We start from the raw sequence: 22,605 nt of genomic DNA on the forward strand, positions 1-22,605 counted from the left end.
CCGCATCTCCTCATCAGCACGCCCGAACAACATCGGATCGCCGCCCTTCAACCGCACCACCACCTCATGCTCCAACGCCGCATCCACAATCTGCTTATTGATGAACTGCTGCGCCGTAGAAAGCTGCCCACACCGTTTACCCACGGCAATCCGCCGCGCCTGCGAAGGCGCATAGTCGAGCATGGCAGGCTCGACCAACGCATCGTGCAGCACCACATCCGCCGTGCCGAGCAGCCGCGCGCCGCGCACCGTGATGAGATCCGCTGCCCCAGGCCCTGCACCGATCAGATACACCTTACCCATTTGCCTCAATCCCATTCATCCGGTTCGTGCAAAACCCGAAGCCACCGACGCGCGTCAATCGCAAGCCACCAAAACTCAAGCAGAAAACGCCCGAATCATCCCAGCCGCGACCGTGTGATGCGTCGCCTCATCGATCAGCACAAACGCACCCGTGCCCTGATGCGAGTCGTACACGTCGCACACCAGCGGCTTCTGCAACGTCAGCGCCACACGGCCGATGTCGTTCATCGCCAGTTCCTTGCGATCGGTCGCCTGCGACAGCGTATGCACGTCGAGCACTTCCTTGATCGCGCCAATCCGCGCGAACACCGTGTTGGTGGTCTGCTTCAACAGATACTTGCGTTGCGTCGACAGCGGCGTGTCGTCGAACCAGCACAGGTCGGCTTCCAGCTTCCTGGCGGGCTCCGGCGCTTCCTCACGCAGCACGAACGTATCGCCGCGCGACACGTCGACGTCTTCCGCCAGACGAATCGTCACCGTCTGACCCGCGAACGCGCGGTCCACCGCAGCCGTGCCGCCCACCACCGGCGCGATGATCTCGGCTACTGTGGCTTCACGGTTCGCCGGCAACACGACGATCGTGTCGCCAACCTTCACTTCGCCCGCCTCGACACGGCCCATGTAGCCGCGGAAGTCGTCGGCCTGGCTGCCGTCCTGGCGCGCCACCCATTGCACCGGGAAACGCAGCGCCTGGCCCGTCGGAATCTCGACCGGCAACGCTTCGAGCAAATCGAGCAGCGGCTCGCCCGCGTACCACGGCATGCTTTCGCTGGCCGTCACGATGTTGTCGCCCTTCAGCGCCGACACCGGCACGAAGCGCACATCGTTCAGACCCAGTTGGCGCGCAAGTTCGACATACGCGTCGCGGATCTCGTTGAAGCGCGTCTCGCTGTAGTCGACCAGATCCATCTTGTTGATCGCGACAATCGCATGCTGCAAACCGAGCAGTTTCACAAGCGCGCTGTGACGCTTGGTTTGCGGCAGCAATTGCGCGACGCCGTCGACGAACGTCACACGCGTTGCATCGACCAGGATGATCGCTGCGTGCGCGGTGGATGCGCCCGTCACCATGTTGCGCGTGTACTGCTCGTGACCCGGCGTGTCGGCAATGATGAACTTGCGCTTGGCCGTCGCAAAGTAGCGATACGCAACGTCGATCGTGATGCCTTGTTCGCGTTCGGCTTCGAGACCGTCCGTCAGCAGCGACAAATCGATTTCGTCGCCAACGGTACGCTTGTTCTTCGCGCGCGACAGGGCCGAGAGTTGATCGCTCAACACCGCCTTGCTGTCGTACAGCAGGCGGCCGATCAACGTGCTCTTGCCGTCGTCGACGCTGCCCGCAGTGATGAAACGCAGCACGCCGAGGTCTTCTGGTTGATGAAAATTCATTTGCATTACCCTCGTGTGCTTAGAAATAACCTTGCTTCTTACGCTGTTCCATCGCGGCCTCGGACACCTGATCGTCCATCCGCGTCGCGCCGCGTTCCGTGACTTCGGTCACGGCCGTCTCAGCGATGATCTTCTCGAGATCGTCCGCATCGCTTTCCACCGGGCACGTGCAGCTGATGTCGCCCACGGTACGGAAACGCACGAGCGCGGTTTCGCTGGTCTCGCCTTCACGCATCGGCGTGAGCGGCGTGACCGGCACGAGCAGGCCGTTGCGGCGCACGATCTCGCGCTGATGCGCGTAGTAGATCGACGGCAACTCAAGCTGTTCGCGAGCGATGTATTGCCACACGTCGAGTTCCGTCCAGTTCGAAATCGGAAACACGCGCAGGTGTTCACCATTATGCAAACGCGCGTTGTACAGGCTCCACAGTTCCGGGCGCTGTGCCTTCGGATCCCATTGACCGAACTCGTCGCGGAACGAGAAGATCCGTTCTTTTGCACGGGCCTTTTCTTCGTCGCGGCGCGCGCCGCCGATCAGCGCGGTGTACTCATGTTCAGCGATCGTTTCGAGCAGCGTCACGGCTTGCGCGGCATTGCGCGAATCCAGTTCGCGGCGCAGACGCACCGTGCCGCGCTTGATCGAATCTTCGACGTGACCCACCACCAGTTCAGCACTGATCTCTTTCGCGCGACGATCGCGGAAATCGATCACTTCCTCGTAATTGTGGCCGGTGTCGATATGCACGAGCGGGAACGGCAGCACGGTCTTGCGATTCGCGCCAATGCCGAACGCCTTCAGCGCAAGGTGCAGTACCACGACCGAATCCTTGCCGCCCGAAAACAGCAGAGCAGGCTTGCTGCATTCCGCGACCAGTTCGCGCAGGATATGAATCGACTCGGCTTCGAGCCAATCGAGGTGATCCATCCGGTTTGCCGTATTGGTGAGCGGTGCGTTGATAGTGGAATCGAGCGTGGTGCTCATGTTTGGGTCCTTCATGGGTTCGCTTGACGAGCGGTTCGCCGCAAGCGGAAGTATTCAAATCGGTATGTGCGGCGTTCAAGCCCAAAAACCAAGGCCTGAACCGCCAAAATGCTTTATGCCGAAGCGTTCTCGCCGCTGCTGACGGGGATCGGCGTAATCGTCGTGATATGCAGCCCGCATTCCTTCGTATCGCGCGACTCCCACCACCAGCGCCCTGCCCGGCTGTCTTCACCGGGGCGGATCGCACGCGTACAAGGCTCGCAGCCGATGCTCGGGTAACCGCGCGCATGCAGCGGATTGACCGGCACGTCGAACGCCTTCAGATAATCCCACACTTCGGCTTCGGTCCAGTCCGTCAGCGGATTGAACTTGGCAATGTTACGCGCGCCGTCGTGTTCTTCCTCGTGCAGCTCGGCACGTGTCACCGACTGCTCGCGGCGTTGGCCCGTCACCCACGCGCTGACATCCGACAGCGCGCGATTCAACGGCTCGACCTTGCGGATTTCGCAGCAGCGCTTGCGCAGATCGACGCTTTCATAAAACGCGTTCAGGCCATGCGAGCCGACATATTCCTCAACCGCCGCAGCTTGCGGATGAAACTGCTCGATATCGTAAGCGTACCGCTCTTTCACACGATCGAGCATGCCGAGTGTTTCAGCATGCAGACGGCCCGTGTTCAGCGAGAAAATGCCGATCTTCACGCCGCGCGACAGAATCGCGTGCGTGAGCAGCATGTCTTCCGCGGCGAGGCTGCTGGCGAGCTTCACGTTCGCGTGACGCGCCGCGATCGAATCGAGCAGCGCATCGAGGCGCTCGATCTTCGCAGCGAGTGCCGGCGTGAGCGATTGGACTTCGCTCATGCCGAGACCTTTGCCAGTTCGCCGGCTTCGCGGCGGCGGAACAGCGGCGACGAGTTCACGGCGCCCTGATAGTTGAAGCTGAATTCGTCGAACGCTTTCAGGGCGTCGTCGAAATCTTTGTCCGAACGCAATGCGTAAGCATCGAAGCCGCAACGGAACATGAACGCCAGTTGATCGCGCAGCACGTCGCCGATCGCGCGCAGTTCACCCTTGTAGCCATAACGCTCGCGCAACAGGCGGCCGATGCTATAACCACGGCCGTCGCGGAACACCGGGAAGTCCACGCCGATCAGCGCGATCGTGTCGAAGTCGGCGACGATATCCGCCGGTTCGCTATCCGCCGCGAGCCACACGCCGATTTCAGCGGCACTGCGCGATGCGATCAGCGCATCGCGAGAAGCCTGCCACAGCGCGAGCGGCACCAGCACCTTGCCGGCCGGCAGTTCATTGACCGCGGGCAGCGTGCCGTCTTCAGCGGCGCGCACCACCGTCCAGTCATCGTTGACGATCGCGCGATTCTTGATGATAGAAGCCATCTTGTTCAGTATCCTTTTCGCGGTTACGCGTGAGCCGGTTGACGCGAGGCGTACACACGTTCCTTGAACGGGGTGATGCCGATGCGGTTGTACGTTTCGATGAAGCGCTCGCCTTCGTGGCGGTTTTCCACGAACGTATCGATCACCTTGCTCATCACGTCCGGCATTTCTTCCGCCGAGAACGACGGGCCGATCACGCGGCCGAGATGCGCGCCGGTGGCGCCCGTGCCCTGCTCGCCCCCGAGCGTCACCTGATACCACTCCGAGCCGTCCTTATCGACGCCCAGAATGCCGATGTTGCCGACGTGGTGGTGACCGCAAGCATTGATACAGCCCGAGATGTTCAGCGACACGTCGCCGAGGTCATACACGTAGTCGAGATCGTTGAAGCGCTCCTGGATCGCCAGCGCAATCGGAATCGACTTCGCATTCGCGAGCGAGCAGAAATCGCCGCCCGGGCACGCGATGATGTCGGTCAGCAAACCGATGTTCGGCGTCGCGAAACCTTGCGCCTTGGCCTTTTCCCACAGCGCGAACAGATCGCGCTTCTTCACGTTCGCGAGAATCAGGTTCTGTTCGTGCGACACGCGGATTTCGCCGAATGAGTACTCGTCGGCCCAATCGGCGACCGCTTCCATCTGCGCGTCGGTGGCATCGCCCGGGGCGATGGTGGTCGGCTTCAGCGACAGCGTGACCGACGAATAGCCCGCCACCTTGTGCGGACGCACATTACGTTCGACCCAGCGCGCAAACGCGCGGTTTTCCAGCAAATGCTTTTCGAACGATGCATCCGTGTCGGCCAGCTTTTCATACACAGGCGGCTGGAAGTACTGCGACACGCGATCCACTTCCGTTTGCGTGAGCGTCGAAGGACCGTCCTTCAGGTGTTGCCATTCTTCTTCGACCTGCGCCGAGAATTTCTCCGGGCTCAACGCCTTCACGAGAATCTTGATACGTGCCTTGTACATATTGTCGCGGCGGCCGTAGCGGTTATACACGCGCAGCACGGCTTCGCAGTAAGTCAGCAGATGTTGCCACGGCAAATCGCGGCGGATGATCGCGCCGATGATCGGCGTGCGGCCCATGCCGCCGCCGGCCAGGATGTCGGCCACCAGTTCGCCCTGCTCGTTCTTCTTCAGATACACGCCCATGTCGTGGATCTGCACGGCAGCGCGGTCTTCTTTCGAACCCGACACAGCGATCTTGAACTTACGCGGCAGCCACGCGAATTCCGGGTGAAACGTCGACCATTGGCGCAGGATTTCTGCCCAGGGGCGCGGATCGACCACTTCGTCCGGCGCCACGCCGGCGAATTGGTCGGCCGTGATGTTGCGGATACAGTTGCCCGAGGTCTGGATGCCGTGCATCTGCACCGCGGCGAGCTTGCGCAGGATTTCCGGCGTTTCTTCGAGCTTGATCCAGTTGTACTGGATGTTCGAGCGCGTCGAGAAGTGGCCGTAACCGCGGTCGTGTTCGCGCGCGATCTGGGCCAGTACGCGCATCTGGTCGCTGCGCAGATTGCCGTAAGGAATCGCGATGCGGTGCATGTACGCGTGGCGCTGCAGGTACAGGCCGTTCTGCAGACGCAGCGGACGAAACTCCTCTTCGCTCAATTCGCCCGACAAGCGGCGGCGAACCTGATCGGCGTACTGCACGACCCGTTCATCGACGATGGTCTGGTCGTACTGATCGTATTGGTACATTCGGGGACCCCAATTTTTTTTGCAGTGACAACACGGCAGTCCGGTTCTGCCGCGCCTTGGCTATCTCTGTTTGTCACCACTCGCCCATGAACGTTTAGACCCATCGTTCATTTGCTTATGACAAATACAGATATCCATATTGAAAAAGATGGACAGATCGTAATAAACTCGCCTTATATTTCAAACGACTAAAAAATTCTTTTGATATGCGGAGAGGTTATATATGAACCTGCACCAATTCCGCTTCGTCCGCGAGGCTGTGCGGCAGAATTTCAATCTGACCGAAGCGGCCAAAGCGCTGTATACAAGCCAGCCGGGCGTCTCGAAGGCGATAATCGAGCTGGAAGACGAACTGGGCGTCGAAATCTTCACCCGCCACGGCAAGCGCGTGCGTTCGCTCACCGAGCCTGGGCGGATCATTCTACAGTCGGTCGAAAAGATTCTGCAGGAAGTGGAGAGCCTCAGACGGGTCGGTAAAGATTACGCGGCGCAGGATCAGGGCAATCTGGTGATCGCCGCGACGCACACCCAGGCACGCTACTCACTTCCGGCCGCAATCGCTGAATTCAAGAAGCGCTTTCCGAAAGTTCACCTTTCGATTCTGCAAGGCAACCCGACCCAGGTCGCCGAAATGGTGATTCACGACCAGGCCGATCTGGCGATCGCCACCGAGGCCATCGCCAGCTATAAGGAACTGGTCTCGCTGCCCTGCTTCCAGTGGCATCACGTCGCCGTGATGCAGCCGGATCATCCGCTGCTCGACCGCAAACTTTTGTCGTTGGATGATCTGACCCAGTATCCGCTGATTACGTATGACAACGCCTTCGCCGGCCGCACCAAGATCAATGAGGCGTTCCGTCTGCGCGGTTTGCATCCGGACATCGTGCTGGAGGCGATCGACGCCGATGTGATCAAGACCTACGTGGAACTGGGTCTGGGCGTCGGCATCATGGCGGATATCGCGTTCAGTGCCGAGCGTGACCGGCATCTGCGCGCCATGCCCGTCGGCCACCTGTTCGGCAGCAATGTGACGCGGGTCGCGCTCAAACAGGGCGCTTACCTGCGCAGCTATGTGTATACGCTCGTCGAGCTGTTGTCGCCGAGCATGAACCGCAAGCTGATCGAACAGGCGCTCAAAGGCGAACACGAAACCTACGAACTTTGATCTCACCCCTGCTTTCCCGCTACGGAGACCCTTTGATGACGTCGTATAAGAAAAAGATCAGCGGACTCACCGCCGCTTTTGGTTTTGGCGCGCTCCTGCTCGCCACCGCAGCCCACGCCGACATCAAGGTCGGTATCGATCTGTCCAGCACCGGCCCCGCGGCCGTGATCGGCATCACCAGCAAGAATGCGATGCTGATGTGGCCGGCCACGATTGCCGGCCAGAAAGCCGACTACATTTTCCTCGACGACGCCTCCGACCCGGGCGCGGCGGTTCGCAACATCCATAAGCTGATCAACGAAGACCACGTCGACGTGATCGTCGGCCCGAATATCACGCCGGCGGCAATGGCCGCGCTCGATCCCGTCGCCGAAAGCCAGACGCCGATGATCACGCTGATCGGCTCGGCCAGCGTGGTGGAACCGCAGGAAGGCAAGAAGGTGTGGGCCTACAAGATGGCACAGACCGACAGTGCGATGGCCGACGTGATGACGCGCTATATGTCGAACCACAACGTGAAGACCGTGGGCTTCATCGGTTTCGCGGACGGTTACGGCGAAAGCTGGCTCAACGAATTCAGCAAGTTCGCCGCTTTGCGGCATATCCAGTTGGTGGCGACCGAGCGCTATAACCGCACCGACGCCAGCGTCACCGGCCAGATCCTCAAGCTGATGGCCGCCAAACCGGACGCGATCCTGATCGCCGGCGCCGGCACGCCGACCGTGCTGCCGCAGCGCACGCTGATCGAACGCGGCTTCAAAGGCCCGATCTATCAGACGCATGGCATCGCCACGCCCGAGTTCATCAAGCTGGGCGGCAAGGACGTGGAAGGCACGCTGTTCCCGACCCAGCCGGTCGTAGTCGCGCGCACGCTGCCGGCCGATCATCCGGCGAAGAAAGCGGCGCTCGCGTTCACCAACGAGTACGAGGCGAAGTACGGCCCGGGCAGCGTGACCCAATTCGCGGGCGATGCCGCGGGTGTGTATCCGCGTTTGCAGGATGCGGTCGCGCGCGCGTTGAAGACGGCGCAGCCGGGCACGCCGGCGTTCCGCGTCGCGCTGCGCGACGAGCTGGAGCACGCGCATGAACTGGTCGTGCCGAACGGTGTGGTCAATACGAGCGCGAAGGACCACGTGGGTCTGGATCAGCGCGCGAGCGTGATGGGCACTATCAAGAACGGCAAGTTCGTTTATTTGAGCCAGTAAGCGTGGCGGCGCGCGGCGGGGGTCGCGCCGCGCGATCCGCGCGCATGGCGTATGGCGCATGGTGCGCCGCCCCCTCCTCATCAGCCGCGTTTGAATCAACGCGCATGACCGCCGTCCGTTCGCACCGATTGGGCGGCGCGTCGGTGCTGGTGCCGCTGCGGCAGATCGCGGATATCGTCAAGACGACCGCGCCCGATGTATTGAACCGGCGCGATCTGCAACGCGAAGTGATGCTGTCGGCGAACGTGAATGGCCGCTCGCCTGGCGAAGTGGCCGCGGACGTCGCGAAGGCGCTCGACGCGATGCACTTGCCCGCGGGCTATCGCTATCGTTTCGAAGGCTCGACCAAGAGCATGAACGAGTCGTTCGTGTACGCGGTGGAGGCATTGGCGCTGGCGGTGATTTTCATCTACATGATTCTTGCGTCGCAATTTGCCAGCTTCGCGCAGCCGCTCGCGCGTCGATTCTGACGCTGGTGGCGGTGCCGGTGGTTTATACGGTGCTGGAGGATTCGGGGGATTGGGTGCGGCGCAAGTTCAGTAAAGGCAGAACCGGCACACTGGAGCAATAGCCGCGATAGGCCACGCGGATGGTAAAGTGCATACCTTCAATTCGTCGTTCCGCCCACCATGCGCACCACCCGAGCCATCCACGCCGTCGAGCGGCTGAAAACCCGCAGTGGCAATCCGCAATTCGCGGCGATCAGCCTGTCCGGCGGCCTGTTTTATCTGGTCGACAAATCGAGCGGCACGGACAAGAAAGTCTCCGATCCGCTGACGCTCGACGACTTCGTCAAGTTCGTCGACGGTTTTGGACCGCCCAAGCCGCGCAAGGCTAGCAAGCTGGATATTGCGTTCGAAGAGCAGATCAGAAAGAGCAAGGGCAGCTAGGCAACGTTGCATCCAATTCGACGACCAAACAGATCCGCCCCATGACGAGGACAAGCGCCAAATCCGTCAGCATCGCACCGGAACACAACAAGCCCACCCTATCAAAGGGCCAGAAAACGTTCAACACGCTGATCAAACAGATCGAGAAACGGCGCGCCAGTTTGAACGCCTGGGAGGAATTCGCGCCAGTTTTCCAGCAGAAATACGTAAATGAACTGCTGCCGCTAACGCAGAAGATGCAACGTTTGCGTGCACAGATGGCGCGCCTTCTCGACGAGCAGAGCAACCAGAAACGTATCACGCAAACCGAGCGGCGCACCCTTTCAGCGGTGATTGTCGATCTGGCGGCGAGGTGTCTCGAGGAAGAAGATAGCGACGAGTTGAAAACGCTATACAACCGGCACAGCAGGTCCAACTACGATGACGTCAGAGCGTCCGAGCTGGACGAAATGAAATCGATGCTCGAGACAGTATTAGGCGTCGAGCTAGACGACATCGACATGAACTCGCCCGATGAAGTTCTCGATCGCCTGCAGGCGCATATCGAACAGGACGACGCCGCGCAAGCGGCGGAACATCAGGCGCATCAGGCGCAAAGCGCCACGAAAAAGAAGACGGCCAGGCAGTTGGCGGCCGAAACGCGCCGCGAGGAAGAAGAAGCGCAACTGAGCGGCTCGATTCGCGAGGTATATCGAAAGCTGGCCAGCGCGCTGCACCCCGATCGCGAAAGCGATCCGGAGGAACGCAAACGGAAAACCGCGCTGATGCAACGAGTCAACGAGGCCTACAGCAAGAACAACCTGCTGCGTTTGCTCGAATTGCAGCTGGAATTGGAACACATCGATCAGAACGCGCTCGATAACCTGAGCGAAGACCGGCTCAAGCACTACAACAAGATACTGAAGGAGCAGGTAGGCGAACTCGACGACGAAATCATGTTTGTCGAAATGGCATTCAAGGAACGCTACGGGCTCGACCCGATGGCCTCCATCACGCCGAAGAAAGTCATCTACGGGCTGACAGAGGACTTTTTTATGCTACAGGAACAGATCAGGTCGCTCGAATACGATCTGGTGGAGTTCCAGGACTTGGGCACGCTCAAGGCGTGGCTAAAGATCAGGCGGCGTTAAATACAATTCAAGGTTCCCTTTGCCGTCCGGCGCGCCCGTCACGTACCCAAGGTCAAGCGGGTTTTATCTCCCGCCACTGCCCGTCCGCCGCGCTGCTTGCCAGTACCGCATCAATAAACCGCAACCCCGCGACACCATCGTCCACTGTCGTGAGCAGCAAGCTTTCGGCGGGCAATGCGCGCCCCGCATCCAACGCCTCGATCTGCAACGCCGCATCTTTGTACAACTGCGCGAACGCTTCCAGATAACCTTCAGGATGTCCCGCCGGCACGCGCGTCGCGTGCGCGGCGATCGCGCTTTTAACTCGTCCTCGTGTCACGCGCTCAGCCACACCACCTAACGGCGTGAACCACAATTCGTTGGGATTCTCCTGATCGAAACTCAAACCGGCCTTCGTGCCATAGACCCGCAGACGCAACGCATTTTCCGCGCCGCTCGCCACCTGGCTCGCCCACAGCATGCCGCGCGCGCCGTTCGGATAGCGCAGCATCGCCTGCACGTGATCGTCGATACGGCGTCCCGGCACGAATGTATGCAACTCCGCCGATAGCGACGACGGCGTCATCCCCGTGATGAAGGCAGCGAGGTGATACGCGTGCGTGCCGATATCGCCGAGACAGCCCGCGGGACCCGCCAATGACGGATCCGTGCGCCACCCGGCCTGTTTGTTCGTGCCGCTCGTCTCTATCGGTTCCGCCAGCCAGTCTTGCGCGTATTCGACTTGCACCACCCGTATATCACCGAGCTCGCCCTTTTCGACAAGCTCGCGAGCATGGCGCACCAACGGATAGCCTGAATACGTATGCGTCAGCGCGAACAGCTTGTTCTTCTCGCGAGCGAGCTTCGCCAGCGCTTCGCCTTCCGCCAGCGAAATCGCCAGCGGCTTGTCGCACACCACATGGATACCCGCTTCGAGAAAGGCCGTCGCCACCGGCGCATGCAGATGATTCGGGGTGACGATCGCGACCGCGTCGATACCGTCGTCGCGCGCCGCTTCAACGCGCGCCATCTCGCGCCAGTCCGCATAGCTGCGCGCGATACCGGCCTCGGCGGCGCTCGCCTGCGCGCGCTGCGGATCGGACGACAACGCGCCCGCTACCAGTTCGAACCGATCGTCGAGCCGCGCCGCGAGCCGATGCACCGCGCCGATAAACGCGCCCTGCCCGCCGCCGACCATGCCGAGCCTGAGTTTTCCTGATGGCATCGCCCTCACTCCTTTGTGGTCTGCTTCATCTGCGTCACAGTCGCTTCATGGCAACCCGCAGCCAGCTCACGTTCATCCTGTAGTCAAATACCAAGCACGCGCTTCAACTGCGCCGAATCCACGCCACTGCCCGCGAAGTCATCGAATGCATGGTCGGCCACCCGAATGATGTGCCGGCGAATAAACTCCGCGCCTTCACGCGCGCCGTCCTGCGGATGCTTCAGCGCGCACTCCCATTCCAGTACCGCCCAGCCCGGAAAATCGTATTGCGCCATCTTCGAGAAGATCGCGCCGAAATCGATCTGCCCGTCCCCCAGCGACCGGAAACGCCCCGCGCGTTCCACCCAGCCGCTATAGCCGCCATACACACCCTGCTTGCCGTTCGGCCGAAACTCCGCGTCCTTCACATGAAACGCCTTGACGCGCTCGTGATAGATGTCGATGAACGCGAGGTAGTCGAGTTGCTGCAAGACGAAATGGCTCGGGTCGTAGAGAATATTCGCGCGTGGGTGCTGCTTGACCGCATGGAGAAAGCGCTCGAATGTCACGCCGTCGTGCAGGTCCTCGCCCGGATGCAGTTCGTAGCACACGTCGACTCCGGCTTCGTCGAATGCATCGAGAATCGGCGTCCAGCGGCGCGCGAGTTCATCGAAGGCGGCTTCGACCAAACCCGCCGGACGCTGCGGCCACGGATAGAGATAAGGCCACGCCAGCGCGCCGGAAAACGACACGTGCGTACTCAAACCCAAACGCTGCGAAGCCTTCGCTGCGAGCTTCATCTGTTCGACCGCCCACTGCGTGCGCGCAGTGGGATTGGCGCGCACATGCTGCGCGGCAAAGCCGTCGAACAACGCGTCATAGGCCGGATGCACGGCCACCAGTTGCCCTTGCAGATGCGTCGACAGTTCGGTGATCGTCACGCCCGCATCGTCCGCGATTTCGCGCAGCTCGTCGCAATACGTCTGACTCGCCGCCGCCTGTTCGAGATCGATCAGACGCGTATCGCACGGCACCTGGATCCCCTTGAAGCCGAGACTTGCGGCCCAGCCCGCCAGATGCGCGAGGTTGTCGAACGGCACCTCGTCGCCCATGAACTGGGCCAGAAAGATCGCCGGCCCTTTGATGGTTTTCATCGTACGGTTCCTCGAACTAGGGCGCGCCTGTCATGCCTCTGCGGCAGAACCACGGCAAGCGCGCGCGGCACACTCACGATCGGCCACAATCAGCCGGGGCCATTCGGGATCAGAACGGCGAGTCCGGAAAGTAGAACTGCTGCGCGTTGTCCTTCGTGATCAGCACCGACGGAATGATCGTGGTCGGCGGCAGCTTCTCGCCCTTCAGACGCGCTTGCGCGGTGAGCTTGATGGCGTCGTAGATGAATTTCGGCGAGTACGACACGTCGGCCTTGATCATCGGCGCGCCGTCCATCACGTTTTTCACCATGCCCTTCGAACCCGCGCCGCCGAACACGATCTTGATGTCGGTGCGCCTGGCCTGCTCGATCGCCTTGATGACACCCACGGCCATGTCGTCGTCGGCGGCCCAGACCGCGTCGATATGCTTGAAGCGCGTGAGGTAATCCTGCATCACCTTGAACGCGTCGTCACGATTCCAGTTCGCGTACTTGCCGTCGAGAATCTTCATCTCGGGATAGTTCTTGATCACGTTCGTGAAGGCGGTCCAGCGTTCGTTGTCGAGCGTGGTCGGAATGCCGCGCAACGCGACGATGTTGCCCTTGCCGCCCAGCTCCTTCGCCAGAAACTCGGCGGGAATCTTGCCGAACGCGGTGTTGTCGCCGGCCACATAGGCGTCCTGCGCGCTGGTGTCGGTCAGGCCGCGATCCACCACCGTCACATACACGCCTTTCTTCTTCACCTGCGCGACCGGCTGTGTGAGCGAGGCCGACTCGAACGGGAAAATCACCAGCGCGTTGATCTTGTTCACCGTCACCAGATCCTGCAACTGGTTCGCCTGTTCGGGCGCGCCGGCCGCGGTTTTCACGATCACTTTCAGATCGGGATGGGCTTTCTCCAGATCGGCTTTTGCCTTGTTCGCCCACCAGACGATGCCGCCCGTGAAGCCATGGTCGGCCGTCGGAATCGCGACGCCCAGCGTGACCTTTTCGTCGGCACGCGAGACGCCTGCCGTGCCCAGTATCCCTAACGCCAGCACGCCGGCGCCGACTGCCCGAATGACCTGCTTCATGGTTATGTCTCCGATTGTGAGGCGTTCATGCGCCCCGATTCTGGAACTTGCCGTTGGTTTCCTTGAAGCTCAACGCCCACTGCCTACCGTCGTCCGCGCTGCACGAACGCGACGAAGATAATCACAACGCCCTGCACCGCCGCGTTCAGATACACGCTGATGATGCTGGTCAGATTCAGAATATTGGCGATCACCGACAGCAGAATCGCGCCGATCACGGTGCCGACCACGCGCCCTTCGCCGCCTTTCAGCGCGGTGCCGCCCACCACCACCGAAGCAATCGCTTCGAGCTCCCAAAGCAGGCCTGTGGTCGGCGTCGCGGAGCCGAGCCGCGGCACGTACAGCACAGTGGCGACGCCGACGCAGATGCCCAGCAGCACGTACGTGACGATCTTCACGGTATCGACACGAATCGCCGCATAACGCGCGACCTGTTCGTTGGAGCCAATCGCCTGCACATGACGGCCGAACGCCGTGCGATTCAGGATCAACGCGCCGCCCGCGGCGACGACCAGGAACACCCAGATCGGCACCGGCACGCCGAAGAAACTCGCGTAGTAAACCGGTCCGTACAGGTCCGACAGCGAGTTATCCAGCGTCAGCGCGCCGCCATCCGCGAGCCACGTCAGCACTGCGCGAAAAATCCCCAATGTGCCCAGCGTGACGATGAACGGCTCGATGCGTCCTTTGGTAATCAACAAGCCGTGCGCGCAGCCGAACAAGCCGCCGAGCACCAGCGCGAAAACAATGCCGAGCGTCAGAATCAGCATGGGCGCGAATGTGTGCCCGCCGACGCCCGCCGCGAGTCCGTTCATCAACCAGATCATGCTGCCCGCGATCAGCGCCGCCATCGATCCGACCGACAGATCGATGCCGCCCGAAATGATCACGAACGTCATGCCGACCGCGATGATGCCGATGAACGACGTACGCGTGAGCACGTTCATCATGTTGTCGAGCGTCGCGAAATCGCGGTTGAGCAGCGTGCCGACGATGCACAGCACGATCAACCCAACCAGCGGCCCGAGCGCGTACAGACGATGCGCGAAGCGCAACGCGCGGCCGGATTGCACGGCTTCAGTGGGTGCCGGTCGCATGGGCGATCAACTCCTCTTCGGTCAGATGCTCGAGCGTGAGCGTGGCTTGCAGACGTCCCGCGCGCATCACGGCGACGCGATGACACAAGCCGATCAGCTCGATCAGTTCGGATGAAATGACGACCACCGCACGACCTTGCGCGGCAAGACGATGGATCAGGAAATAGATGTCGCGTTTCGCGCCGACGTCGACGCCGCGCGTGGGCTCGTCGAGCACGATCACGTTGGGATCGGGCTGCAGGAACTTGGCGAGCGCGAGCTTCTGCTGATTGCCGCCGGAAAGCATGCGCGCGCGGCTCGACAGATCGCCCGTGCGGATGCCGAAGTCGCTCACCGCCTTAGTCAACGCAGCGCGCCCCGCTTTCATGTCGAGCAGCGGATGCGCGTAGCGTTCCAGCGTCATCAGCGTGACGTTGTCCTGCAGGCTCAGATTCACATGCAGGCCTTTGCCTTTGCGGTCTTCGCTCAAATACGTGAGGCCGTGGCGCATGGCATCGCGCGGGTTCTTCAGATCGGCGCGGCGGCCCGCGATTTCGATGCGGCCCGCCGTGCGTTTGCGCAAACCGATGATCGCTTCGAACGCTTCGGTGCGGCCCGCGCCGACGAGGCCCGCGAAACCCAGTACTTCGCCGGCGCGCACGTCGAAGCTCAGATCCTCAACCCAGTTCGGCACGGCGAGGTTCTCTACTTTCAGCGCGATCGGCGCGTCGGCGGGCACCGTGATCTTGTCGGGGAACATATCGGACAACTCGCGCCCGACCATCAGATTCGCCATCTGCTGCCGCGCGAGTCCCGCGGTTTCGCCGCGCGCGACAAAGCGGCCGTCGCGCATCACGATCACTTCGTCCGTGATGCGCTCGATTTCATCGAGCTTGTGCGAGATGTAGACGATGGTCACGCCATCGGCCTTCAGCTTCGCCATCAGCGTGAAGAGGCGCTCCGTCTCGGACGGCGTGAGCGTGGCGGTGGGCTCGTCCATGATCAGCAAACGCGCGCGGCGCGATAGCGCCTTGGCGATCTCCACCATCTGCTTTTCCGCGACGATCAACTCGCGCACTTTCGTATCCGGCGCTTTTTCGAGGCCGACCTGGGCGAGATAGCGCGCGGCGTCGGCGCGCATCGCAGCATCGTCGACGAACCAGCCGCGCTTTTTTTCATGGCCGAGGTACATGTTCTGCGCGATCGTCAGATGCTCGGCGAGATTGAACTCCTGGTGAATCAGCACGATGCCGGCCGCTTCGGCGTCGCGCGAACCGATGAACTGCTGCGCGTGGCCATCGACCAGCAAGGTGCCCGAAGTCGCCGTTTCGTAGCCGGCGAGGATCTTCATCAGCGTCGATTTGCCCGCGCCGTTCTCGCCGAGCAAACCGTAGATGCGCCCCGGCGCGAGTTCGAAGCTCACGCCATGCAGCACACGCACCGGGCCGAAGTCTTTGCGAATATCGTCGAAACGGATGGCGAGGCTCATGGCTCACGCGCTCCTGCGGATCACGAGCCGATGCGGCAACAGCACGCCCGGCACGTTCGCTAGCGGATTCGCGAGCCGTTGCAGCAGCAGACGCGCGGCGGTTTCGCCGAGTTCGCGCATCGGCTGGGCGATGGTGGTGAGCGGCGGATCGATTTGCGCGGCGAGCGAAATATCGTCGAAGCCGACCACCGCTACATCGTCCGGCACGCGCTTGCCGACGCTGTGCAAGCCGTGGATCACGCCGATCGCCAGCGTGTCGGAGACCGCGAAAATCGCGCTCGGCGCGTCAGGCCGCTGCATCAGCAAGGCCGCCGCCGATGCGCCCGCTTCGTAGTCGAGACTGTTCAGGTTCATGCGCCAACGCTCGTCCGGCGTGATGCCGGCTTCGGTCAACGCATCCAGATAGCCTTGCTGACGCTGCCGCGCGTACAGGTAGTCGACATCGGAATTGATCAGCCCGATGCGCCGATGGCCACGCGCGAGCAGATGCCGCACCGCGTCGCCCGCCGCGCGATAGTTGTCGATGCCGACGTACGGTACGCCCATCGCTGGATCGAACTCGCAGCACGCGACCCACGGCAGCGCGCTCGAGGCTTCGCCGAGCGCCTGCTGGATCGTGGCCGGGTCGAGACAGATTGCACCGTCCGCGCGACGGCGGCGCAGCAGATCGAAGTAGCTGCGCTCGCGGCCCGGATCGGCGCCGGTGTCGCAGAGCAGCATGAAATAGCCATGCTGGCGCGCGACGCTGTCGATGCCGCGCACGATCTCCGCGTAGAAGGGGTTGCCGACGTCGGGCACCATCGTCAGCAGCAGGCGGCTTTCGGCAGTGCGCAGGTTGCGCGCGAGTACGTTGACGCGATAGCCGCTGGCGTCGACCACCGCCAGGACCTTGTCTCGCGTGGCGGGCCGCACGTTCTCGTGGCCGTTCAGCACACGCGACACGGTCGCCACCGAGACGCCCGCCTGCTCCGCCACCTGACCGATCGAAAGTCCCTCGGCAGGCCGCAACGGCTGAACCGCGGGCTGCGCGCCCGCCTTCGACAATGTCGCGGAGGCCGGTTTGGACAACGACTTGGACAAGGGGATGCGCCTTGAAAATGTAATCGATTACATTTTTGAGCGATCGCGGCGGGAAGCGCAAGGACAGATCGCTAGGGATTAACACGGAGGCGGGCCGACGGCGAGAGCCGGCCCCGGCGGTGGCCCGACGCCGCACTGCCCGCGACGGCGGGTTTCGGGCCGCCATTTGGTACAATCCCGCAGTTACCCTGCCGTAGCCCGCGCCCCGCGCTGTACCCCGAGGCCGCCGGCCAGTGGCAAAGCAACGCAAACTCAATCGCAAACTCGCCAAACCACACAGCCGAACCCACCATGAACATCGAGCAAGCGCGTTTCAACATGATCCAACAGCAGATCCGCCCCTGGGAAGTGCTCGACCAGGACGTGCTGAATCTGCTCTCGATCGTCAAGCGTGAAAACTTCGTCCCCACCGTCTACCGCGATCTGGCCTTCGTCGACTTCGAAGTGCCGCTGCCGGCCGGCCAGCACATGCTGGCGCCGCGTGTCGAAGCGCGCGTGCTGCAGGAACTGGCGGTGAAGAAACACGAAAGCGTGCTCGAAATCGGCGCCGGCTCGGGTTACATGGCGGCCCTGCTCGCGCACCGCGCGCAGCACGTGCTGACGGTCGACATTGAACCGGAACTGGCTGAACTGGCGAAGAACAATCTGATCGCCAACGGTGTGCTGAACGCCGAAGTCGCCACCGGCGACGCGTCGCGCGGCTGGGCCAACGCCGCACCGTACGACGTGATCTGCGTATCGGGCGGACTGCCGGTGCTGCCGCAGGAAATCCTCGAACACCTGAAGATCGGTGGCCGTCTGGCGGCCTTTGTCGGCACCGCGCCGGTCATGAAGGCGCAGATCATCACGCGTATCGACGAAAAGCAATACCGTATCGCCGACGTGTTCGAAACCTACGTCGAGCCGCTGATCAACGCTGTGCAGCCGCCGCGCTTCAAGTTTTAAATCGCACCGCTACACGTTTCGTTTGCACGTTTATCTGTACGGGCGGCACGCCGCCGTCCGCTGAACTGGATGTCCTGCTGATGCAAAATCTGACCGCTCCCGCGCTCGCCGAATGGCTCGCCGACACGTCGCGCCCCGCACCCGTGCTGCTCGACGTGCGCGAACCGTGGGAAATCCAGACGGCGTCGATTGCCGGCGCCGTGTCGATTCCGATGCGTGAAATTCCGGCGCGCAGCGAAGAACTCGACGACGACGCGCAAATCGTCTGCGTCTGCCACCACGGCGCGCGCAGCGCCCAGGTCGCGATGTTCCTCGAATCGCGCGGCCATACCAGCGTGTTCAATCTGCAAGGCGGGATCGACGCGTGGTCGCGTCAGGTCGATCCCGCCGTTCCCACCTATTGATCGAACGGTCCCGATGAAGCGCCAGCGAGTGCCGGTCCGTGCGGCCGCTGTGGCGCTTCATGGCGCGTGAGCGACGCTAACTATCAGGTCGTTCTGAGGCAGATTGCGCTCGACAACGCGCAGCGCGAGACGTCGAAAGCCAAGGCCGGCCATCTACCGACCGTCGACCTGGTGGCGAGCCGCTCGCGCAGCAGTCTCGGCGCGGCGGGTGCGGGTAACTTCGGCGGCAATTTCGGTGGCGGCTTCGGCAGCGGTGCGAATACGCCGGCACCCGGCGCACCGGCGCTCGCCGCGGAACTGGACAACCGGGGGTCGTCGTACACCAACAGCACGATCGGCGTGCAAGTCACGATTCCGATCTTTACGGGCGGCGCGACACAAAGCCGGGTTCGTCAGACGCTCGCGCTCGAAGATCAGGCCGCGGCCGATCTCGATACGGCTCGGCGCAATGCCGCGCTGTCGGCGCGGCAGGCCTTTCTCGGGGTAGTGAGTGGGCTCGCACAGGTCCGCGCGCTGCAGACCGCTGAGCGATCGGCGAACACGTCGCTCGAATCGAATCTGCTCGGCTATCAGGTCGGCGTGCGGATCAATATCGACCTGCTCAATGCGCAAGATCAGTTGTTTTGGGCGCGCCGCGATCTGGCGAAAGCGCGTTATGACACGCTGATCAATAGCCTCAAGCTGAAGGCTTCCACCGCGAATCTCACCGATCAGGATGTGCTGCAGTTGAGCGCGCTGCTCTCGCCGGTCGACGACGGTTCGCTGACCGCGCTGCCGCAAGCGCCGACGGTGCCGCATCCGGGCGTCGCTGCGAAAGGCGCGGCGGGAAAGGTCGGGCGGCGGGCTATGCCGGGCACTTTGGCGCCTGCGCAGGCTCAGTAGCGTCTCGCTTATTGCTTTACTTTTCTGGATGCTCTTGCCGCGTTCGATCGGCTGTTTGCGTTAGTTGCTAGCGCGCTTTCGCAGCGCCACACCTTCGAACAGCGCCATTACCCCTTCCCACTTCGATACAGATCGCAAACTCTTCGCGATTGAGTTCCTGTCTTAAGTCATGCAAACGTCGGCCTCGGCAATTAAGACGACCTAAGACGATGCTGACATCGCGCTTTCAATAAGACGTTTCTCGTCACTGCTCCAGAAGCTTCTTGCGGTTTCCTAAACACCTCGCGGGCACCATGCTGCGACACGTTTTCTGGAGCCGTGTAATGAGATTTTCGAAAACCGTGATGCTTGGCGCAACGCTGTTGCCACTCGCATCGTATGCAACGCTGGGCGGCGCACCGAGCGCCGTTGCGCCTTCCTCTCCCATGGTGCTGCGCGCCACGTCGCATTCCGCCGCCGCTAGCAGTGCGACCGGCGCGAGCGCCACTACCGTCACTACCGCCGTAACCGGTGCGGCTAAAACGACCGCCACCGCCCCCTACACCGTGCGCGAATCGCGTGACGCTAACGCTGTCACGATCCGTGAATACGTGCTGCCGAGCAATGTCGTGTTCGCCGTCGCGTGGGAAGGACCCATACGCCCGGATATGACGGCGCTCCTCGGCAGCTATTTCCCAACCTATGTGGCTGCCGGTGAAAGCCGCGCGCGCGGCACCGGTCCGCTGATCGAAAGCACCGGTGAGTTCCGCATTGAATCGGCCGGCCGCCTGGGGCATTTCTTCGGCATGGCGTATCTGCCGCGACTGATGCCCGCAAATGTCCGCCCAGGCGATCTGAAGTAACACGGCGTATCGATTTCGCGGAAACAACAAAATGACGACAATCAATAAGACACTCTCGATCGCGCTGGTAGCGCTTGGGCTGACACTGTCCGCATGTGGCGGCGGAAGTGACGGAAACAGCAGCAACAACAATAGCTCGATCGGCTGGTCCGCCGATCCCGACTGGATCAAGAAGCCGGATGGTTCGGGCAGTTCGGATAACTCCGGAAATACGCCCAGCGGCGGCAACACGGTGTCGATCCGTGTCGACAATTCGATGGGCGGCATCAACATGCTTTCCGCCACGATCACCCTGTGTGTTCCAGGTACGCAGGGCGGGAGCCAGTGCACTACCGTCGACCGCATGGTGGTGGATACGGGCTCAGTAGGTGTACGCATCATGGCCAGCGCATTGCCGACGCTGCGGTCGCAGTTGCTGACGCAAGTCGGCGCCGTCGACGACGTAAGCGGCGTCGCACCGATCGCCGAATGCATGCCGTTTGGTTCCGGCACGACCTGGGGCTCGGTGAAACGCGCCGATGTCACTATCGGCAGCCGCACGGCAAGCAATATTCCCATCCAGCTGATCGGCGACGGCGCGTACGCCATCCCGTCGGACTGCGTCGCGCATGGCGGCCCGGACCTCAGTACCGTCGAGAAACTCGGCGCCAACGGTATTCTCGGCATCGGCTACGGCACTCAGGACTCGAAAGACGCGCTGACCACCGCGCTGCCGGGGAACTACTACTATTGCACGGGCGCTAACGCGTGCTTCAACACGCGCATGACGGTCGGCAAAGAGGTGATGAACCCCGTCGCCGCTTTCCCGAGGGATAACAACGGCACGATCATCCGCCTGCCCAAGCTGCCGGCGGGAGGCCAGGCGAGTGTCACCGGCGAACTGATATTCGGTATCGGCACGCAATCGAATAACGCGTTGCCGTCGAACGTGAACATTCTGGCGTTGGATGAGCACGGCGAATTTACAACCCAGTATCAAGGTCAGGCGTTCAACTGGAGTGCACTCGACAGCGGTACCAACGGGTTCGCGTTCCAGGACGATTCGATTCCCACTACGTCGGGTTGGTACACGCCGTCGAGCGCGCTGAATCTGGCTGCCACGATGGAGGCCACCAGCGGCAAGGGAGCGCCTGTCAAGATGCCTTTTACGATCGACAATGCCCTCCGCATGTCGGCGAACGGGTATGCCGCGTACGACAACGTCGGCTGGTATCAGTCCAGTTTGCGAATGTTCATGTGGGGGCTGCCTTTCTTCTACGGACGCAGCGTTTACACGACGGTCGGCATCAGCGCAATAGGCAAGCAGAACGGATCGTTTGTCGCGTTCTGACGAACTGAGTGTGTCTTAATCGGGAGGCGGCGTCGTGAGTTGCCTCCCTCCCTCTTGTGCCGCTGTGCAAAATCGATCTAGTCGCATCGGTGTTTCCTACTCACCGTTGAGATTTATCTGAGCCTCTCATTAATTGCCCGCAGGCAACATGCTCCGACCTGTTTTTTGGAGCTATCTGATGAAATTTGTAAAGATCGTGCTAGTGGTGTCGGCGCTGTTGCCGCTCGCGTCGTATGCGGCGTTGGGTGGTGCACCGAATACGGCTGCGGCCCCGCAGACGTTGCTTCGGGCGGCAACGCCTAATTCCTCTTCTTCTACTGCCGCGGCTTACACCGTGCGTGAATCGCGTGACGCTGACGGTGTCAGGATTCGCGAATACGCGCTACCCAGCAATGTCGTTTTTGCCGTCACGTGGCAAGGACCCGTGCGCCCGGACATGGTCGCGCTCCTCGGCAGCTACTTCCCGAACGCAGTTTCCGCAGGGACAGCGCACGTACGAGGTACCGGTCCGTTGATCGAACGCAACGGCGACTTTCAGATCGAGTCAGCAGGACGCGCGGGCAACTTCTTCGGCAAGGCGGTCCTGCCGCGCCTCGTCCCCGCCAATGTCCGTGCTGACGATCTGCAGTGACGCGACACATCGATTTCACGGAATACAAGAAACATGAAGACGCTCAATAAGAAACTTTGCTTCGCGCTGCTGACGGCGAGCTTGGCCCTTTCAGCCTGCGGCGGCGGTGGCGGTAGCGACGACGGCAGCTCGAATCCGACGCAGGACAATGACAAGCCGGCAACGCCGAGTTCAACACCGACTCCGACGCCCACTCCAACGCCGACTCCGACTCCGACTCCGACGCCAACGCCGACTCCGACTCCGACGCCAACGCCGACTCCAACTCCAACGCCGACGCCGACGCCGACACCAACGCCGACTCCGACACCAACGCCGACTCCGACTCCAACACCAACACCAACACCAACACCA

Annotated in this window: 23 protein-coding genes and 1 pseudogene; 11 read left to right on the forward strand and 13 right to left on the reverse strand. The window is 61.8% G+C overall.

What is annotated here, in order from left to right; all coding sequences use genetic code 11:
• From QOC89_RS01715 to QOC89_RS01740, 6 genes are all read right to left on the reverse strand, one after another.
• The coding region (locus QOC89_RS01715; protein ID WP_323043437.1) for an SAM-dependent methyltransferase at nucleotides 1-303 on the reverse strand (303 nt) is incomplete at its 3' end.
• A gap of 75 nt (nucleotides 304-378) precedes the next feature.
• Complete coding sequence (locus tag QOC89_RS01720) at nucleotides 379-1,692, reverse strand: sulfate adenylyltransferase subunit 1 (protein ID WP_323043438.1); 1,314 nt, start codon at nucleotides 1,690-1,692, stop codon at nucleotides 379-381.
• Nucleotides 1,693-1,711: 19 nt separating this feature from the next.
• Nucleotides 1,712-2,674, reverse strand: a complete 963-nt coding sequence (gene cysD / locus QOC89_RS01725; protein WP_323043439.1) for a sulfate adenylyltransferase subunit CysD — start codon at nucleotides 2,672-2,674, stop codon at nucleotides 1,712-1,714.
• Nucleotides 2,675-2,787: 113 nt separating this feature from the next.
• Entirely contained in the window at nucleotides 2,788-3,534 is a 747-nt protein-coding gene (locus tag QOC89_RS01730; protein WP_323043440.1) for a phosphoadenylyl-sulfate reductase, read from the reverse strand.
• Nucleotides 3,531-4,070: a DUF934 domain-containing protein gene (locus QOC89_RS01735; RefSeq protein ID WP_323043441.1), complete on the reverse strand. Its 540-nt coding sequence runs from the start codon at nucleotides 4,068-4,070 to the stop codon at nucleotides 3,531-3,533. Before QOC89_RS01735 ends, QOC89_RS01730 begins: the two co-directional genes overlap by 4 nt.
• 23 nt (nucleotides 4,071-4,093) lie before the next feature.
• Nucleotides 4,094-5,773 carry a nitrite/sulfite reductase gene (locus QOC89_RS01740; protein WP_323043442.1) on the reverse strand — a complete coding sequence of 560 codons (1,680 nt, stop codon included), beginning with the start codon at nucleotides 5,771-5,773 and terminating at the stop codon, nucleotides 4,094-4,096.
• 223 nt (nucleotides 5,774-5,996) lie between these two features.
• On the opposite strand from QOC89_RS01740, the gene QOC89_RS01745 reads away from it, so the two are divergent.
• The 5 genes and pseudogenes from QOC89_RS01745 to QOC89_RS01765 all read left to right on the forward strand — a co-directional run bounded on the left by QOC89_RS01745 (nucleotide 5,997) and on the right by QOC89_RS01765 (nucleotide 10,163).
• Nucleotides 5,997-6,938 carry a CysB family HTH-type transcriptional regulator gene (locus QOC89_RS01745; RefSeq protein ID WP_323043443.1) on the forward strand — a complete coding sequence of 314 codons (942 nt, stop codon included), beginning with the start codon at nucleotides 5,997-5,999 and terminating at the stop codon, nucleotides 6,936-6,938.
• A gap of 35 nt (nucleotides 6,939-6,973) precedes the next feature.
• Nucleotides 6,974-8,143 (forward strand): ABC transporter substrate-binding protein, encoded by a 1,170-nt coding sequence (locus tag QOC89_RS01750; protein WP_323043444.1) that lies wholly within the window; start codon nucleotides 6,974-6,976, stop codon nucleotides 8,141-8,143.
• A gap of 134 nt (nucleotides 8,144-8,277) precedes the next feature.
• A pseudogene (locus QOC89_RS01755) lies at nucleotides 8,278-8,601 on the forward strand (efflux RND transporter permease subunit); the annotation flags it as partial.
• A 171-nt stretch (nucleotides 8,602-8,772) separates the two neighbouring features.
• The gene (locus QOC89_RS01760) at nucleotides 8,773-9,033 is read left to right on the forward strand and encodes a hypothetical protein (RefSeq protein ID WP_063495029.1); all 261 of its coding nucleotides are present in this window, start codon (nucleotides 8,773-8,775) and stop codon (nucleotides 9,031-9,033) included.
• A gap of 41 nt (nucleotides 9,034-9,074) precedes the next feature.
• On the forward strand, nucleotides 9,075-10,163 hold the full coding sequence (locus tag QOC89_RS01765; RefSeq protein WP_323043445.1) for a J domain-containing protein: 1,089 nt from the start codon (nucleotides 9,075-9,077) through the stop codon (nucleotides 10,161-10,163).
• Nucleotides 10,164-10,215: 52 nt separating this feature from the next.
• Here QOC89_RS01765 and QOC89_RS01770 read toward each other — a convergent pair whose 3' ends face one another.
• From QOC89_RS01770 to QOC89_RS01795, 6 genes are all read right to left on the reverse strand, one after another.
• On the reverse strand, nucleotides 10,216-11,367 hold the full coding sequence (locus tag QOC89_RS01770; RefSeq protein ID WP_323043446.1) for a Gfo/Idh/MocA family oxidoreductase: 1,152 nt from the start codon (nucleotides 11,365-11,367) through the stop codon (nucleotides 10,216-10,218).
• Nucleotides 11,368-11,450: 83 nt separating this feature from the next.
• Nucleotides 11,451-12,500, reverse strand: coding sequence for a sugar phosphate isomerase/epimerase (locus QOC89_RS01775; protein ID WP_323043447.1), 1,050 nt, complete (start codon nucleotides 12,498-12,500; stop codon nucleotides 11,451-11,453).
• A 109-nt stretch (nucleotides 12,501-12,609) separates the two neighbouring features.
• Nucleotides 12,610-13,572, reverse strand: a complete 963-nt coding sequence (locus QOC89_RS01780) for a substrate-binding domain-containing protein (RefSeq protein WP_323043448.1) — start codon at nucleotides 13,570-13,572, stop codon at nucleotides 12,610-12,612.
• A gap of 83 nt (nucleotides 13,573-13,655) precedes the next feature.
• Entirely contained in the window at nucleotides 13,656-14,669 is a 1,014-nt protein-coding gene (locus tag QOC89_RS01785) for an ABC transporter permease (RefSeq protein WP_323043449.1), read from the reverse strand.
• Nucleotides 14,650-16,137 carry a sugar ABC transporter ATP-binding protein gene (locus QOC89_RS01790; protein ID WP_323043450.1) on the reverse strand — a complete coding sequence of 496 codons (1,488 nt, stop codon included), beginning with the start codon at nucleotides 16,135-16,137 and terminating at the stop codon, nucleotides 14,650-14,652. Before QOC89_RS01790 ends, QOC89_RS01785 begins: the two co-directional genes overlap by 20 nt.
• 3 nt (nucleotides 16,138-16,140) lie before the next feature.
• On the reverse strand, nucleotides 16,141-17,217 hold the full coding sequence (locus QOC89_RS01795; protein WP_416340328.1) for a LacI family DNA-binding transcriptional regulator: 1,077 nt from the start codon (nucleotides 17,215-17,217) through the stop codon (nucleotides 16,141-16,143).
• Nucleotides 17,218-17,508: 291 nt separating this feature from the next.
• On the opposite strand from QOC89_RS01795, the gene QOC89_RS01800 reads away from it, so the two are divergent.
• The 6 genes from QOC89_RS01800 (at nucleotide 17,509) to QOC89_RS01825 (ending at nucleotide 22,251) form a co-directional block, all read left to right on the forward strand.
• Entirely contained in the window at nucleotides 17,509-18,162 is a 654-nt protein-coding gene (locus QOC89_RS01800; protein ID WP_323043451.1) for a protein-L-isoaspartate O-methyltransferase, read from the forward strand.
• Between the two features lie 80 nt (nucleotides 18,163-18,242).
• A complete protein-coding gene (locus QOC89_RS01805; protein WP_323043452.1) occupies nucleotides 18,243-18,566 on the forward strand; it encodes a rhodanese-like domain-containing protein in 324 nt (107 codons plus the stop codon).
• Nucleotides 18,567-18,632: 66 nt separating this feature from the next.
• Nucleotides 18,633-19,448 carry a TolC family protein gene (locus tag QOC89_RS01810; protein ID WP_416340329.1) on the forward strand — a complete coding sequence of 272 codons (816 nt, stop codon included), beginning with the start codon at nucleotides 18,633-18,635 and terminating at the stop codon, nucleotides 19,446-19,448.
• 323 nt (nucleotides 19,449-19,771) lie between these two features.
• The gene (locus QOC89_RS01815; RefSeq protein ID WP_323043453.1) at nucleotides 19,772-20,290 is read left to right on the forward strand and encodes a DUF2844 domain-containing protein; all 519 of its coding nucleotides are present in this window, start codon (nucleotides 19,772-19,774) and stop codon (nucleotides 20,288-20,290) included.
• Nucleotides 20,291-20,321: 31 nt separating this feature from the next.
• Complete coding sequence (locus QOC89_RS01820) at nucleotides 20,322-21,620, forward strand: DUF3443 domain-containing protein (protein WP_323043454.1); 1,299 nt, start codon at nucleotides 20,322-20,324, stop codon at nucleotides 21,618-21,620.
• A 178-nt stretch (nucleotides 21,621-21,798) separates the two neighbouring features.
• Nucleotides 21,799-22,251 carry a DUF2844 domain-containing protein gene (locus tag QOC89_RS01825; protein ID WP_323043455.1) on the forward strand — a complete coding sequence of 151 codons (453 nt, stop codon included), beginning with the start codon at nucleotides 21,799-21,801 and terminating at the stop codon, nucleotides 22,249-22,251.
• A 43-nt stretch (nucleotides 22,252-22,294) separates the two neighbouring features.
• On the opposite strand, the gene QOC89_RS01830 is transcribed toward QOC89_RS01825, so the two are convergent.
• A partial coding sequence (locus QOC89_RS01830; protein WP_323043456.1) for a hypothetical protein occupies nucleotides 22,295-22,605 on the reverse strand: 311 nt, incomplete at its 5' end.

Source organism: Paraburkholderia sp., assembly GCF_034668105.1.
In the GTDB taxonomy this organism is placed as follows: Bacteria; Pseudomonadota; Gammaproteobacteria; order Burkholderiales; family Burkholderiaceae; genus Paraburkholderia.